15 protein-coding genes are annotated in these 15304 nt (G+C 36.9%); 13 read left to right on the top strand and 2 right to left on the bottom strand.

All coding sequences use genetic code 11. The features are described from left to right. Positions 1-50: 50 nt before the first annotated feature. The 8 genes from JCM9140_RS06130 (at position 51) to JCM9140_RS06095 (ending at position 9835) form a co-directional block, all read left to right on the top strand. The gene (locus JCM9140_RS06130; protein WP_034743772.1) at positions 51-1085 is read left to right on the top strand and encodes an ABC transporter substrate-binding protein; all 1035 of its coding nucleotides are present in this window, start codon (positions 51-53) and stop codon (positions 1083-1085) included. A gap of 289 nt (positions 1086-1374) precedes the next feature. Continuing rightward, a complete protein-coding gene (locus tag JCM9140_RS06125; protein WP_034743770.1) occupies positions 1375-3315 on the top strand; it encodes an IucA/IucC family protein in 1941 nt (646 codons plus the stop codon). A 133-nt stretch (positions 3316-3448) separates the two neighbouring features. Further along, positions 3449-4228 (top strand): IucA/IucC family C-terminal-domain containing protein, encoded by a 780-nt coding sequence (locus tag JCM9140_RS06120; protein WP_034743767.1) that lies wholly within the window; start codon positions 3449-3451, stop codon positions 4226-4228. 247 nt (positions 4229-4475) lie between these two features. Next, positions 4476-5411, top strand: coding sequence for an HPr(Ser) kinase/phosphatase (hprK, locus tag JCM9140_RS06115; RefSeq protein ID WP_034743763.1), 936 nt, complete (start codon positions 4476-4478; stop codon positions 5409-5411). A gap of 510 nt (positions 5412-5921) precedes the next feature. Next, complete coding sequence (locus JCM9140_RS06110; RefSeq protein ID WP_034743759.1) at positions 5922-6743, top strand: undecaprenyl-diphosphate phosphatase; 822 nt, start codon at positions 5922-5924, stop codon at positions 6741-6743. 125 nt (positions 6744-6868) lie between these two features. Next, entirely contained in the window at positions 6869-7993 is a 1125-nt protein-coding gene (gene ytvI, locus JCM9140_RS06105; protein ID WP_034743757.1) for a sporulation integral membrane protein YtvI, read from the top strand. A 24-nt stretch (positions 7994-8017) separates the two neighbouring features. After that, the gene (locus JCM9140_RS06100) at positions 8018-8977 is read left to right on the top strand and encodes a calcium/sodium antiporter (RefSeq protein WP_034743755.1); all 960 of its coding nucleotides are present in this window, start codon (positions 8018-8020) and stop codon (positions 8975-8977) included. Positions 8978-9001: 24 nt separating this feature from the next. Next, complete coding sequence (locus tag JCM9140_RS06095; protein ID WP_052002094.1) at positions 9002-9835, top strand: mechanosensitive ion channel domain-containing protein; 834 nt, start codon at positions 9002-9004, stop codon at positions 9833-9835. A 95-nt stretch (positions 9836-9930) separates the two neighbouring features. Here the strand turns inward: JCM9140_RS06095 and JCM9140_RS06090 are convergent. After that, positions 9931-11072, bottom strand: a protein-coding gene (locus JCM9140_RS06090) for an IS3 family transposase (protein WP_156314810.1) whose coding sequence is annotated in 2 segments (ribosomal slippage) — positions 9931-10826 and positions 10826-11072 — 1143 coding nt in all. Because the reading frame shifts where the segments join, the coding sequence is not laid out codon by codon here. A 314-nt stretch (positions 11073-11386) separates the two neighbouring features. After that, positions 11387-12295, bottom strand: a complete 909-nt coding sequence (locus tag JCM9140_RS06080; protein WP_034743745.1) for an NERD domain-containing protein — start codon at positions 12293-12295, stop codon at positions 11387-11389. Positions 12296-12437: 142 nt separating this feature from the next. Between JCM9140_RS06080 and JCM9140_RS06075 the strand changes: the two genes are divergently transcribed. From JCM9140_RS06075 to JCM9140_RS06060, 5 genes are all read left to right on the top strand, one after another. Continuing rightward, positions 12438-13571 (top strand): WG repeat-containing protein, encoded by a 1134-nt coding sequence (locus JCM9140_RS06075; protein ID WP_052002093.1) that lies wholly within the window; start codon positions 12438-12440, stop codon positions 13569-13571. A 224-nt stretch (positions 13572-13795) separates the two neighbouring features. Further along, complete coding sequence (locus JCM9140_RS06070; protein ID WP_034743742.1) at positions 13796-13993, top strand: DUF4083 domain-containing protein; 198 nt, start codon at positions 13796-13798, stop codon at positions 13991-13993. A gap of 112 nt (positions 13994-14105) precedes the next feature. Continuing rightward, positions 14106-14390 carry a TIGR04104 family putative zinc finger protein gene (locus JCM9140_RS25140; protein WP_081727586.1) on the top strand — a complete coding sequence of 95 codons (285 nt, stop codon included), beginning with the start codon at positions 14106-14108 and terminating at the stop codon, positions 14388-14390. 25 nt (positions 14391-14415) lie between these two features. Further along, positions 14416-14970: a hypothetical protein gene (locus JCM9140_RS06065; protein ID WP_034743739.1), complete on the top strand. Its 555-nt coding sequence runs from the start codon at positions 14416-14418 to the stop codon at positions 14968-14970. Positions 14971-14980: 10 nt separating this feature from the next. Further along, the gene (locus tag JCM9140_RS06060; protein ID WP_034743737.1) at positions 14981-15259 is read left to right on the top strand and encodes a hypothetical protein; all 279 of its coding nucleotides are present in this window, start codon (positions 14981-14983) and stop codon (positions 15257-15259) included. The last annotated feature ends 45 nt before the right edge of the window (positions 15260-15304 follow it).

The following is a 15304-nucleotide window of genomic DNA, read 5'->3' as shown; positions in this document are numbered from 1 at the left end:
GTCATGATATAGCAAAAATGAAAAATGAAGAAAAAGAAGGGGGAAAATGAATGAAAGGTTTCATTGGCAATGTTCAGCGTTTACTCGTATTGGTCATGTTGGTAGGTTTGGTTTTAGCAGGTTGTGGAGCGGATTCGTCATCAGGAGGTTCTTCTGATGAATTAACACCAATCACCCTTCAATTAAAATGGGTACCTCAAGCTCAATTTGCTGGTTATTATGTTGCCATTGAAAATGGTTATTATGAAGAGGAAGGTCTTGATGTAACCATTGTTCCAGGAGGACCAGATATTGTGCCTGAGCAGCAAGTGGCAAATGGTGCGGCAGATATCGGAATTGGATGGGTTGCTAGCTTGCTTCCTCATCAAGAACAAGGCATGCCTCTTGTCCAAATTGCCCAAATCTATCAAGATAGTGGGTTAATGCTCGTTTCGAAAAAAGAAGCAGGGATTGAATCACCAGCTGATTTAGCCGGTAAAAATGTTGGGAACTGGATGGGGGGAAATGAGTTTGAAATTTTAGCTCTATTCGATAAATACGACCTTGATCCAAATTTAGATTTATCATTTGTAAGACAAGGCTTTACGATGGATCAATTTTTATCCGGTGAGCTTGATGCAGCTTCGGTGATGACTTATAACGAATACCAAGTTGTCCTAGCAGAAGGCATTCCTGAAAGTGAGTTATCGTTAATTGATATGAATGAAGAAGGAGTAGCCATGCTTCAAGACAATTTGTTCGCCAATGAAGAATGGCTTGAAGACAATAAAGAAGCGGCTGCCAAATTCGTTCGTGCCTCTATTAAAGGTTGGCAAGACGCGATTGAAGACCCGGAAGCTGCAGTCGATGCCGTCATGGCAGAAGCTGAAGAAGGAAGTAGTACGCGAGATCACCAACTTGTGATGATGGAAGAGGTCGCAAAACTTGTTATTCCAGAAGGGTTTGATATTGCAAATATTGGAATGATTGATGATGACAAGTTTAAGCAAACTGCCGATATCGCTTATCAATTTGGAGTCATAAGCGAACCGGCCGATCTCTCAAAAGCATACACCCATGAAATTATGGAAATGGTATTAAAGTAAAAATGGATAGATTGTTTGTTAGAGTTACCTTATAAGGTCTAATGATCTTGTCGGGTAACTCTTTCTTTGTGAGAGCATTCATAAGAAGGTTTAGTTAGAAGATGATCTAGAATGGCTAGTAAGCTTAGGGATTTGACTAGAAAAATACTCAGGTCGGCAAGTGACTTAGTTGAAAGGAGATTTTTTTTCTTAATGACAGCAAGATGAAGTAGGAATTTGTTAAGCTTTTTTCGAATAAATATTAAAATGTCATTTAAAAACAAGAGTGGTTTATTTCTGGAGGGATTGCATGCTGTTAACTGATTTAGACTTGGAGAAAAGTGAAGAGAACGTATATGGATATATTAGAGATGCATTCCCTCAAAAATTACGAGTGTATATGGAGACAGTCCCAGTTGCCCGGTTTATGATTATGGAGCGAATGGTTAATGCTCTTCTTAGAGAAGGATTTATTCAATCAGAGCTCATTGAAACTCAACTGGCAAATTCGAGTCAACTTGAATTTGATTTAAAGAAGGGCAAACTATTGATTTCGATAAAAGAAAGATATAGCTATAACCGATTTAAGCTGGAAAAAAACCCATGCTTCCTTCATGAAAATGGAGAAATGTATGAAATCTTTCATCCTACTGTTTTGCTCAATGAATTCATTAGCTTAAATCAAGATACAAGGGCGTATACAAACTTAGAAGGATTTCGAGAAGAATTATCAGATAGTGTGGCAAATATGGGTTTAGCTTTACTGTTTCAGAAAATCACTCGTGAGAACTTACTAGCATTTCATATCAACCACAAAGGAAAAACAATTGTCGATTTAGTCAACCAATTAGAAAAGGATAAAGGTTGTCAATTTGATTCTTCTTTGTTTTTTGAACAATTATCTGTATCTGGACATTTTCTGCACCCATGTACAAAGTCTAAAATAGGTTTGAATATTGAACAAATGATTAAGTACTCTGCAGAATTTGACTCACCTGTACGGCTTCACTTTGTTGCAGTTCATAAAGAGAATGTATACCATAATCCGGAAATTAAAAAAGACGCGATCAATCCATTTTGGTTAGAGCATGAACCTGAACTGTATCAGCAGTTTCAAAAAAGATGTGAGGAGAACGGATACAACCTAGAAGATTTTTTTCTTTTTCCAGTGCATCCATGGCAGGTAAAACATACATTGCCTATTCTTTATAAAGAAGAACTAGAGAGCGGAACGATTTTATCGATTCCTTATACAATGCCGATGAAGCCAACCTTATCACTTCGAACGGTGTTACCTTTAACAGAGGGAAGAACTTTTCATTTTAAACTGCCGATTAACATTCAGATGACGAGCGCTGTTCGAACAGTCTCAGCGAATTCGATACATAATGGCCCTGAATTGACGCGTATTCTTGGTGAGGTATTAGAAAAGGAGCAACATTTCGGTCAATGCTTCCGTATAATTGGTGAAGAGTTAGGATTGCGTTTTCAATCAAAAAATGAAAATGAGCTTCTATTTCGAGATCGAAGTAAAAACCTTGGTTTCCTTGTTAGGAGAAACCCTACGACTCTGGTCGGTCAAGATGAGCTCGCTATTGTTGCTTGTGCATTCTTTAATCAATCACCAACGACTGGGGATACTCTACTTTTTGAAATCATTGAACAATTTCATTTACTAAATCCCATGCATTCATTTGAAGAAAGTCTACTTCAATTTTTTAGAAAATACGTAGAACAACTTCTTGCTGGTGTGATTCCACTCATGACAAAGTACGGGATTGGCTTAGAAGCGCATTTGCAAAATACACTCATTGTTATAAAAAGATGGGAACCGGTAAAAGTATTGGTTCGTGATTTAGGTGGAGTACGAGTAGATCGAAGTCGATTAGAAAAGCAAGGCTTCATAGGAAGTTATTATCCAGGTTCTGTTACGATAAATGAGGATGAAGAGGAAATGCAAAACAAAGTCATTCATACCGTTTTCCAAAGTCATATTGGGGAAATGACTTATCATTTAGCAAGTAAATACAATGTAAATGAGCAGAGTTTTTGGAGAATTGTAAGAGAGACATGCCATGAATTGTTTGATCAACTTTCACGTGATGAGAAGTTAACGAACCAGGTTGAAAAGGATAAAACAGCTTTATTCAGTAAGATGGTTCGAACGAAAGCACTTACTTTGATGCGTTTGACTGATGATGTAACTGATTATGCTTATACTAAGGTACCGAATCCATTAACCAGTTTATAAGAGAACATTTATCCTGCTATGAGCGTAATTCATAGCAGGATATTTAGATTAGGTAAAACAACTTTGACAATGAGAATCATTATTGCTTAAAATAAGAGGGAGAAATGTAATGTTAAGGATTTTGGGGGTTACTATGCGGAAATGTTCATTAATAGCCGAAGATCGGATACTATTAGAAAAATACCGTGTTTGTTTTCAAGAGGAAACGGCTTACATGGATGTTCATGATTTTTTTGATCAAAAGAACTTATCGAGTTTTTTAGAGTCAGTACAAAATGAATTGCAGGCACCAGATCTCCTTGTAGCGGCGTCTGTCTTTGCAAAAAGGTACAGTTATCTTGTGGTTGTACCAGCACTCTTCACTTTTTCTTTTCTTAACAAGCGGTTAAATATGTCAGTAAAAAACTTAAGATTGTTACCATCCGTAGCAGAAAACAAATGGCTACCACGTATTTTTATAGATGATCAACAGGCACTTTTGTGTGACAACGAAACGGAACGAGAAGCAAATCGAAACCAATTACTTGAAACCATTTTTGCTCATCATTTAAGTCCGCTTTGGGACAAGTTATCCGTCCTATCGAAAGTGCCTCAACATATTTTATGGGAGAATACAGCTGTTTATCTCTTTTGGGTCTTTGAATCCCTATTATCTAGATCTGATTTGACAGCATCTGAGCGAGATCTCATTCAATCAGATTTTGATTATATTATTTATGAGGCGAACGCTCGTTTATTTGGTTGTTTTACGAATGATAACCCATTTGAATTGTATTTAAGCCCAAAAAAGAAAATTGGAGGACAGAACATACGCATTCGTAAAACCTGCTGTTTTTCCTATAAACTCTCGGAAGACTGTAAAATGTGTAAGAGTTGCCCAAAGAATCCTAACTGCAAGATCGGTGCTTTGTAGTTAATGCTCAATACTCGTCACAGTAATGTCTTGATGTTATTCATATGGATATGAGGGTAGGTAAAGACCTTTTTAGCAAGTCCTTCTTCACGTGTGTGTCGAAGGACTCTTTGTTTTTACCCTTTTTTATAGGTAATATAGTAATGATTCAATTTTTTGCCGTATTAGGAATGTGCACTCTTACGTCCTAAATCTTATAATGGTAAGGTTGAAAAAATTAGTAGGGAGTAATGGTGGTGAGGTACACATGAATAAATTAACAGTAGGCGACTTGATAGAGAAATTTTCATTAAAAATCTTGGCTGGGGAGGATCAGTTACAGCAGCCGATTACCCAATCCCGTGCGCATCGTCCCGGATTGGAATTTGTTGGACATTTTGATTTTTTTCCAACAGAACGAGTTCAAATATTAGGAAGAAAAGAAATTAACTATTTACATAAGTTAAGCCATGAGGAACGAAAGGTCAGGATTGGAAACATTGTTCATTATCATCCACCATGTTTTATCGTAACAGCGGGTGAAGAAGGACTCACATATTTAACTCATTTTTGTAAAGAAGAGCGTATCCCCTTGTTGGTTGCGAATACCGTTGAAACAACGTCGGAATTTATCATTATGTTGGACGCCTATTTGCTAAAGAATTTGGCTCCGGAAATATCCATACATGGTGTTTGTATGAATGTGTTTGGAGTAGGAGTTTTGTTGCGAGGTCAATCTGGAATAGGAAAGAGCGAGCTTGCCCATACGTTAATTGGGAGAGGGCATCGCCTTGTTGCAGATGATATGGTTGTTTTAAAGAAACTTAGTCCCCGAACACTTCTTGGCACACATGATGAAAAAACAAAGGAATTTTTGGCTTTACGTAGTATAGGATTATTAAATGTTGTCAGAATGTACGGAAGAAAAGTGTTTCAAGATGAGACGAGAATTTCTCTTGATATTCACTTAACAAAATGGCAAAAAGATTCTTTGAATAATGAATTGGAACATGATCAATCGTTTACCGAATATATGGGCGTGAAAATTCCTTCGTTAGAGATCCAACTACAGCCTGGGCGTGATGTTGCTGGATTAATTGAAGCAGCAGCAAACAACTGGTATTTACGGCAGTCTGGATATAGTGCAGCCGAAGAGTTTATGAGTCGGATTGAGGCAGATTTGACAAATGGAAGGATTGAGTAAGTGGGGAAGTTATCCGAATCGAAGGTAAACCAATTGGAGGATTAAGAGTGTAAACACTTAGGGGCTTAGTACTCTAAGTGTTTTTTTGAGGTGTTTTTCGAAGTGGCGAGTAATTACATAAACTTGCTAGGCAGTATATATAAGTACAGGCATTTTCTTTTCTTTCTTATCGGTGTTATGTGATTATGCATTGGAAGAGAGTGTGATTTTTTTAGATTGGTCTATTTTCTTAGCAATGTGAAAAATTAAGTGAAGATTCAAAATCAGTTGTTTTTCTATGCGGAATCAATTATGATCATTTCAATAATTGAATATGTCCAATTAAAGGGGAGTAGCTGTACAATAAAGTCGTCATTCCAGGATGCATTCCTCGGCTTTATTGGCAACATTCAATGTTGTTAGCCAGACCTTTACCAATGGTAGAGGTCTTTTCTTTTTATAAGTAAGACCTTTGCCTTTTTGGTAAAGGTCTTTTTGTACGAGAAAAAATTTGAAATAGGAGAAACTCTAGTGGAGACAAGTTATGATTTTTTATTATGGGTGAAATATTTTATTTTGGGATTGATTCAAGGTTTTACAGAACCCATTCCGGTTTCATCAAGTGGACATTTAGTCCTTTTGCAACATTTTTTAGGTGTAGAAATTGAAGGACTAAGCTTTGAAGTATTGGTGAATTTTGCTTCCCTCCTAGCTGTTCTAGTCATCTATCGAAAGGATTTATGGAAGTTGCTCTCTGGATTTTTTCTTTATATTCGCACGAGAAATCAATCGGTAAAAGACGATTTCAAATTTGGAATGTACATCATTGTTGCTACGATTCCTGCTGTAGCGGTTGCTTTGTTTTTTGATGATTGGATTGCAGAGCAGTTCAAGCATATTCGTGTGATTGCTGTTACGTTAGTGATTACAGGATTGGCACTTTGGTTGATTAGAAATTTAAGAGGTTGGAAGAAAGATCATGACATTAATCTAAAAGAGGTAATCCTCGTTGGTTTGGCACAAGCTGTTGCGTTAATTCCGGGGATTAGCCGATCAGGCGCGACGATTGTTGCGGCGATGGCTTTAGGGTGGCGCCAAGAAACAGCTTTGAGATTTTCCTTTTTCTTGTTTATACCAATTAGCATTGGGGCTGGGATTTTATCTATAACAGATCTATTAAATGACCCTCAGTTAGGACAATTGTTGCTTCCGTATACACTTGCTTTTACTGGATCTCTTGTTTCTTCTTATTATTCATTGAAATGGTTTATGAACATCATGAGAAGTGGTAAGCTCATCTATTTTGCCGTGTATTGTTTTGCTGTAGGAGGATTTCTCCTTTGGGTTTTATAATTGCTTCTTATTTTAATGACAAAACGAAAAGGATTTACACACATAAGTGTGGGTAAAATGGGTAACAAGTGAAAAAGGCAAAGTGAAAGCAATTTGTTTTTTTATTACATGAAGGAGGTGGCTTTGTGGGTGATAAAAAGATTCTTCAAGTGATTGTTCGCTTATTCATTGTTGCTGTGTTGTTAGTAGTAGGATGGTTTGCTTTTTATTATGTTGTTTGGCTAACTTTTCCTTTCATCATTGCTGCGTTCATTGCTTTTTTTATTAATCCTATTGTGAATTTCCTTGAAAAAATAGCGAGATTCCCCAGAACGTTAGCGGTGTTGTCGGGAATGTTATTTTTATTCGGGTTAGTTGGTGGCGTGCTCACGTTAATCATCATAAAGCTTGTTGATGGTTTTCGATATTTATCCCGTCTCGTACCGACTCAAATTGAAACCATCTCCATTCATATTCAGGCATATGTGAATGAGCATATTTTTCCGCTTTGGGTAAAAGGAGTTGGACTCATAGATGGATTAGAGGTTGCACAAAGAGATGCCGTAGAAAACAGCATACAACAACTGGGAGGGCAGCTTGCCTCGATTCTTGGAAATGCAGGTCAAACGATTGCCAATGGTCTCTCTCAATTTATAGGGGCCCTGCCTATTACATTAACAGTATTTGTTTTTGTTCTTCTATCTTTATATTTTATTAGTAAGGATTGGAACCGACTTCAAGCAATGGCGAAGCATAAGATTCCAAATCAAACCTTTGATCGAATAGGCCAGGTTTATCTGGATCTAAAATCGAAGTTAATGGGCTTTCTTACGGCTCAATTTATTTTAATTAGTATGACAGCCTTGGTTAATTTAATTGGACTTCTTATCTTGCAAGTTGAACATCCCTTAACGATTGCTCTTATCCTTGGAGTTGTTGACTTATTGCCCTACCTTGGCACCGGCATTATTTTAATTCCTTGGGGTGTTTACAGCATCCTAACAGGAGATCTTTTTTTAGGAATTGGTTTATTAATTTTGTATGGCTTGACAATTACCTTGAGACAATTAGCTGAACCGAAAGTCCTTTCATCCAGTTTAGGGCTTAATCCGTTAGCGACGCTCGTTTCATTATTTGTTGGCTTACAGTTATTTGGTTTTATCGGTTTATTTCTTGGTCCAGTCATATTAGTATTGTTTCTTTCATTTTACGAGGCGAAAATATTTGAAGGGATATGGAGATTTATCAAAGGGGATGAAATTAAAAGCTAACTTTTAATATAATAGAGGTGGAAAATGGCACCGTATCTTTTATTGATCATTGGCTTTGCGTTGCTTATTAAAGGAGCTGACTTTTTTGTGAAAGGTGCTTCTAGCATTGCTAAAAACTTAAACGTATCTACGTTGTTAGTAGGCTTAACGATTGTGGCGTTTGGAACCAGTTCTCCTGAGGCAACAGTCAGTATCGTCGCAGCACTAGAAGAAAATGCAGGGGTGGCGATAGGAAATGTAGTCGGAAGCAATATTTTCAATATTACCTTTGTTGTTGGTATAACCGCTCTTTTCTATCCGTTAAAAGTTGAGAATGAGACGATTAGAAAAGAGATTCCCTTTGCGTTATTAGGTTCAATTGCGTTACTTCTATTAATGAGCGATATGTTTTTACAAGCGTTAAGTAACAATCTTCTCACTAGAACAGATGGGTTTGTTCTTTTGCTGTTCTTTGCCGTGTTTTTGTATTATATATTTGAAGTTGCTAGACGAAGTAGAGATAATGCGGGTAAAGAAACAGTACTTACAGAAGATCCTATGTGGGGAAAACAGATTTTCTTGACAATCGTAGGACTTGCAGCCATCATCTTTGGAGGAGATGTCGTCGTAGACAATGCCTCGGTCATCGCCCTTTCATTTGGGATGAGTGATACTTTAGTAGGTTTAACCATTGTAGCGGTTGGGACATCATTACCAGAATTAATCACGTCTGTTACAGCAGCCATAAAGAAGGAAAGTGACATTGCATTAGGAAACATCATTGGAAGCAACATCTTTAATATTTTGTTTGTGTTAGGAGCAGCTTCTGTCATTTCTCCACTAATTGTAGATAGCAAAATTTTCATTGATGTGTTTTTCATGATCTTTTTAACCATTTTGTTACTTGTCTTTTCAAGAACACAATTTAAAATTGGTAAGGTTGAAGGGATTATTCTAGCGGCTGCGTATGTGATATATATGATTTTTATTATTATTAGAAATTAGAGATAAGCAGGGAGGGGAGTCAATATGATGCAAGAGATCATCCATTACTTTCAGATGAACCCGATTATTTATAAATTGCTTTTGTCCATCATCATTTTGCTCATTTACTTTAAGCTTATTAGGATTGTAAATAAGCTGCTGTTTCGAACCATTAAAGAAAACAGCCTTTATTACCAGACTCGTAAAAGATTTTATTATGTACACTCTATGATTTTGCTTGTGATCTTTATCATTTTATGGTCTGAATCGAGGCTTGATTTAACGATCTACATTGGGTTCATTTCCGCTGGTGTTGCGATTGCCTTGAGAGAGATATTTACAAACATCGCAGCGTTACTCATTATTGTTATTCAAAAGCCGTTTGAAGTCGGCGATCGTGTTGTAGTCAATGATCGAGCAGGAGATGTGATTGATCAAAAAATTTTTCATTTTGTCGTAATGGAAGTAGCAAACGAGCAGAGCACAGGAAAAGTGGTTCACATTCCGAATAACTATATTTTTTCACATACCGTAGCTAATTCAAGTAAGGGATTTGGTTATGTTTGGAATGAAATCGAAGTTCGACTGACGCTTGACAGTAAGTGGGAAGAAGCTCAAAAGAAGCTTGAGGCAATCTTGAACAACCATACAGAGTTCATCACAGAGGAAGCGAGGGGCAAGATGCATGAAGCTTCCAAAAAATATATGCTTCATGCTCAAGATCTTACGCCACTCGTTTTGATTACTGTAAAGGATGGACATATCAAATTAATGATGCGGTATTTAACCGATCCCAGAAATTTGAAAGAAACAGAAGATATCGTTTGGAGAGAAATTCTGGAGTTGGCACAAGAAAATGAGTCTATTAAATTGGCGTAAAAGGCAATGCTCGGTGCTTTTGATAATGGGATAGGAGTAGAGGTAAGGAAAGGTTCTCTTTTTGAGGAGAGCAGCACTGGTATGTCAACACTAAATCAAACAATTTTTTTAGGGGCTAAGTTACGATAACTAGCCGGACTTTGATACCCTAGGGCACTGTGCGAACGGATGTTATTGTACCAATTGATATAATCAAAAAGTTCAAGTTCTAGGTGGTTAAGGGAATGGAACTGCTCTCCGTTAATTAGCTCTGTTTTTAAAATCTTAAATGTTGCTTCTGCCACTGCATTATCATAAGGGTTTCCTTTGTCGCTCAATGAACGTTCAATCCCATTTTCACTTAATAGTTCATCAATAGCTACGTTTTTAAACTCAGATCCGCGATCTGTATGAAAGAGTTTTACATTCTCTAATGGACGATTCACCGTTGCGAAGGCGCGTTGAACTAAAGCTGCGTCTTTGCGTTTTCCAACGCTATAACCAACTATTTCTCGATTATATAAATCAATTAGAAAACAGACGTAGTTCCAATAATGCCCTACTTTGACGTACGTCAAATCACTAACCAGTACGGACATCTCTTCATTCACTTGGAATTCCTGATCTAATACGTTTTGAACGGATTCTTCATTTGGCTGAGAGCTCATTGGTTTGTAGGATGGTTGTGCATACTTGGATTGGATTCCGAGCTCTTTCATCAACCTCCCTATGCGACGTCTGGAAACCTTGCGGCCCGCTTTTAGAAGCTCTCGTTTTATTTTACGAGTTCCATATACTTTGCGGTTTTCATTAAAGATTTTTAGTATTTTTTCTTTTAATTCTTGTTCTTCTGTAGCCTTTTCCTTTTCCTTTTGAGCAGCTACTTCTGTTTCATAATAAAAGGTGCTTCGAGCTATTTGTAGGACTTTGCACATTGCTGATACCGAATAGAGTTGTCGATTTTTCTTAATGACTTCTATTTTCGTCCCATGATCAGCGCGGCTTGCTTTAAAATATCGACTTCCATTTCTAACTGTTTATTTCTTTTCCTTAACTCAATCAATTCTTGTTCCTCTGGACTGCGATTGTCTTTCTCTTTGAAGGAACCAGATTGTTGAAACTGAGTAATCCATCTGTCTAAAGCAGAAGGAGTTAATTCATATTCACGGACAATATCTTGACGACTTTTTCCACCCTCATATAAAGCAACCACTTGCTTCTTGAATTCTGTGGTAAACGTTCTTCTTTTTTTGGACATAGTAGATTCGCTCCTCACTCGTTATATGTTATTCTACTAGCCCTTATTTTTCTTGTCCAACTAAGTGTAGCCTATCCACACGGAAAAGGGAACGAAAGAGCTGGAATCGTTCCCTTTTTGGGGAGAGCGGGATGAAAAAGGGAACGAAAGAGAAGGAATCGTTCCCTTTTTGGGGAGAGCGGTATGAAAAAGGGAACGAAAGAGAAGGAATCGTTTCCTTTTTGGGGAGAGCGGCATGAAAAAGGGAACGAAAGCTTCTAATTAAAGACTCATGAAGAAAGAACACTCCTAGAGATAGATTCGTCCTTATAAGATTATATAAAATAAGCTGACTTCCCACGTCTGGTGAGTGTAAAGTGTTTGAAAAGGATATTTCTTATGCTTTTCTTAGAAGGGACGACCTCACACCATTCGTGGATTGTGTTTGTTGTGATTTTTTCCTTTGGAAAGAGTAGCTTAAATTCTTTTATACAGCGTAAAACAGCCGATTCAACTTTCTCTTTATGGCCACATGTATGGCAAAGGACAGTGGTTCTAGTATCGATTTTATAGAATTTGTTTTTGCAATTGGGGCAAGGAATTCCTTTTTTGAGGATGTCATATTGATACACAGGTAAACGATTAAAGGGGGATTCAGATAAATGAAGAGATCGTACCTGATTTGCTAGTTTAAAGTGTGAATCTTTCAAGCTCGAGGGGCTTTGACTTAGTTTAAAGTAAAAACGATTCAGTTGTGTTGGAAAAATAATCGATGTATTTGTAGGCGCTTGATAGAGGTGAAAGTTAGGATTTATAAAGATAAGGTAAGATTCGATCGGGAAGGTACATCCGATTTCTTGAAGAGATCGTCGAAAAAGAGATTCATTTCTTTTTAATTGAAGCAAAGGGTTTTTGATTTCTTTTTTCGTATTGGTATACCATTTATCGTCTTCGATGAGAAAGTCACCTTCGAAGTTTTTGATTTCAAATAAGTAAATCATATTTGAAGTTAATAACAATGAGTCGATTTGAAAAAGCGAGTTGCTGCATTCCAACAACAAGTCTGTTAACAGAAGCTTATCTGCTAAGAGGGGCTCTATCCATCTGTCAAACTTCTTTTCCCCTTCGTATCCTTTGTCTAATTGTAAATAATAACTTTCTTCTTTATTCGTCAATCTCATGCGAAGTCGTAATGATCTTAAAACCTGTAATTCTACTGGTTCGTTTCGTGATTTCAGAATCATAACCTTATCCTCCATTCTAAAATAGTTGACTATTTAATTATAATAAGTCACATTGTAAATTGTAACCATTTCTTCTGAAAACTCTCTAATTTCATTTTCAATACATACAAATACGTATAAGCACAAGTAGGAGGTGTAATCAATGGTTATCCGACCAAACAGATTACTTGCTAGTCTTGGTTTTCTTTTTCTCGTGATGTTAGTAACGGCATGTAATGAAAGCAGTCATGTAACTGACGAGGAGGGAGAGAAACCTGTTTTGGATGATTCTCTATTAGCTGAAATAGAAGAGCCACAAGCTTCTGAAATAGACAACACCCAAGTGTTTTATAGTTTCAAAGACCCGACTAGCGAATTATATGGATATATCAACTCTAATGGAGAAGTGATCATTTCGCCAAAGTTTGATCAAGCTTTTGACTTTTCAGACGGTTTAGGAAGAGTGACAGTGGTTGACGATGATATCATAAAGATTGGATTCATTGATGAGAATGGTGATTACGTGATTGAGCCGCAATATCGGGAAGCACGTGATTTTTCAGAAGGGCTTGCAGCGGTCAATTCATATGAAAGTGAGCAAACAATTGGCTATATTAATAAGCAAGGTGAGAAAGTGTTAGTCTTTGATCAATTTCATGATCTATTCCCTTTTTCTGATGGAATGGCGGTTGTAGGGGTTTGGGAAGATCCTGATGACACCTTCATGACGATGGGGTATATCAATAAAGAAGGTGAGGTTGTAAAAGAACCTCAATACCGATTAGCAAGTGATTTTTCAGAAGGGTTTGCTCGTGTTGATGACACAGAAAAAGGCTATTTTATCGATTTAGATGGGGAAGTATTGATTGAAGCAGAAGAAAGACATCATTTTTATTGTGGGTTTTCCGAGGGACTTGCTTGTATCAAAGATGAAGAAGAACGTTGGGGATTTTTTGATAAAAATGGAGACATTGTTATTGAGCATCAATTTGAACGAGTCGATGGTTTTTCAGAAGGGCTTGCACCTGTTCAAATCGATTGGAAATGGGGCTTTATCGATAAAGAAGGTAATATAATCATAACACCTGACTATGATATCGCTAACCGCTTTTCGGAAGGACTTGCTTGGATAAGAAAAGAAGATAAGTGGGGGGCGATTGATCAAGACGGGACAGTTTTGATTGAACCTTATTATGACTATGCAGAACCGTTCAAAGGCGGGCTAGCTAGAGTTTTTGTTGAGGAACAAGAGCAATTTGTGAATCGAAATGGTGAGGTAGTTTTTAAGGTAGAGTAGATAGAGCAAATGCTTAGGATGTTCAAAAAGGTGATTAATAGAAAGGCACGGAAAAAGGTTCAAACCTACCTTTTTTAATGCCTTCATAACAGACCTTTTTTGGACATCCCTCTTTTTAGTCTAGAAAATGGTAGTTGACTCATTTGTTTTTTACAATTATACCCAAAAAGGAAGAAGAAAATGGTATCCTAGTAAAACAGACAATTGGAAGGAGGAAGTGTTAAATGGACGTTGCATGGGGATCTGTGATTTATCAACTTGTCACTTTTGGATTGATTATTTTATTTGCTGTTTCATTTACTCTTTTTATAAGGAGGTTACTTGTGAACTCTGCATCAAAACAGAGACAGAATAAGGAAATTGGAGAGAAGTTGGATCGAATCATTGAGCTATTGGAAGAGGAGAAAAATCAGGGCAAATAATCTGCATACATAAATGGAAACAAGCACACTGCATGACGGCAGGTGAAAATAGAATAAGAGAAGCCGCTACGGTCCTTCCTATTTAAAGAATAATGATTAAGGTGGTTTTAACTTGCAAACTTGTGAAAACTGTAACACACCCTTTAGTTGGGGGAAGATCTATGGGTCCTTTCTATGGAACTATCAACCTATAACATGCAAAGAGTGTCAAACGATACACAAAATAACGATTTCAAGTAGGTTTGTTTTTGTCTCGTTTACGATTTTACCTATGCTTATTTTTGGCCATTTTCTTTCGCCATTTCATAACATTTTATTGACTCTTGGGGTAGCTATTTTGATTTGTATCGTAGGTTCTTTGTTAGCACCATATTTTGTAACTTATAAAAGAAAATAAATCTCCACTTATAGGAGGAGCTACAATGAGTCTTATTGTCATTTTGATTTTTTTCATGCTTCCTGTTATCTCCATCCTTTTATTAAAGCATTCTAAAAAGCTGGCAATTATTTTCTTAAGCATTCCCTTTATGATCATGGTTATGGTTGTTGGATGGATGATTTATGAGAAAAATGATCACTTTGTTAGCAGTACGTTTTTACCTCAAGAAGGGTTGGGAGAAGTTTCTCTTTTGGATCCAGTAAACGACGAGTTTAAGGAGAGGCATGGCCCATATAGTAAATCAGAGAATGTTTTTTATAAAGAATTACTCCGCTTTTCTCCTTTTCATGTTGGGACAAATGATGATGACAGGATTGTTTATTTACAAGCCAATGATAATAATATGGCCACGCATAAAGGGGTAACAATTGGTACTCAGATTGAAAAGGTTAAAAATTTGTATGGAGAAGATTTTTATTCTAGAACGGAACAAGGGATGCCTATAATCGGCTATATAGATCGGGAGAGTAACATAACCGTGCAATTTTGGCATTATCAAGGAAAGGTTATGCATATAAGAATGTATTACAATCGGTAGGAGGGATAGCATGAAGGGAAAAGAAATGGCTTTGACCATTGTTATAAATGCGTTTTTAGGCTATTTGTTTGTGTTGTTTGTCAACCATATTGTGGACCTATTTAATGAATTAAACAACTTTTTTTTAGGGGGAATGATCGTTCTTATTGGGTTTAATCTTTTCTATGTTATTGCAAGAAGAGCTATGCCAAACTCGAATTTAACATTCACACACCCGTTAAACTTGATTGGTGTTGTTTCCTTTATGGGAATCATTTTACTTCATGTGTTTGTTATTAATTTGATATAGACGCTGACATTTAGGGCAGTAATTTACATTCACGGAGGAATTGAT

This window comes from Halalkalibacter wakoensis JCM 9140, assembly GCF_000513095.1.
Taxonomy (GTDB): Bacteria; Bacillota; Bacilli; order Bacillales; family Bacillaceae_D; genus Halalkalibacter; species Halalkalibacter wakoensis.
The sequence above is the reverse complement of the archived record's forward strand: the minus strand, read 5'-3'. Positions and strand labels throughout refer to the sequence as shown.

Coding starts and splice junctions, on each gene's coding strand:
- JCM9140_RS06065 (WP_034743739.1), top strand. CDS start 14,416: ATGAGTCTTATTGTCATTTTGATTTTTTTCATGCTTCCTGTTATCTCC.
- JCM9140_RS06075 (WP_052002093.1), top strand. CDS start 12,438: ATGGTTATCCGACCAAACAGATTACTTGCTAGTCTTGGTTTTCTTTTT.
- JCM9140_RS06120 (WP_034743767.1), top strand. CDS start 3,449: ATGCGGAAATGTTCATTAATAGCCGAAGATCGGATACTATTAGAAAAA.
- JCM9140_RS06070 (WP_034743742.1), top strand. CDS start 13,796: ATGGACGTTGCATGGGGATCTGTGATTTATCAACTTGTCACTTTTGGA.
- JCM9140_RS06130 (WP_034743772.1), top strand. CDS start 51: ATGAAAGGTTTCATTGGCAATGTTCAGCGTTTACTCGTATTGGTCATG.
- JCM9140_RS06080 (WP_034743745.1), bottom strand. CDS start 12,295: ATGATTCTGAAATCACGAAACGAACCAGTAGAATTACAGGTTTTAAGA.
- JCM9140_RS06125 (WP_034743770.1), top strand. CDS start 1,375: ATGCTGTTAACTGATTTAGACTTGGAGAAAAGTGAAGAGAACGTATAT.
- JCM9140_RS06060 (WP_034743737.1), top strand. CDS start 14,981: ATGAAGGGAAAAGAAATGGCTTTGACCATTGTTATAAATGCGTTTTTA.
- JCM9140_RS06100 (WP_034743755.1), top strand. CDS start 8,018: ATGGCACCGTATCTTTTATTGATCATTGGCTTTGCGTTGCTTATTAAA.
- hprK (WP_034743763.1), top strand. CDS start 4,476: ATGAATAAATTAACAGTAGGCGACTTGATAGAGAAATTTTCATTAAAA.
- JCM9140_RS06095 (WP_052002094.1), top strand. CDS start 9,002: ATGATGCAAGAGATCATCCATTACTTTCAGATGAACCCGATTATTTAT.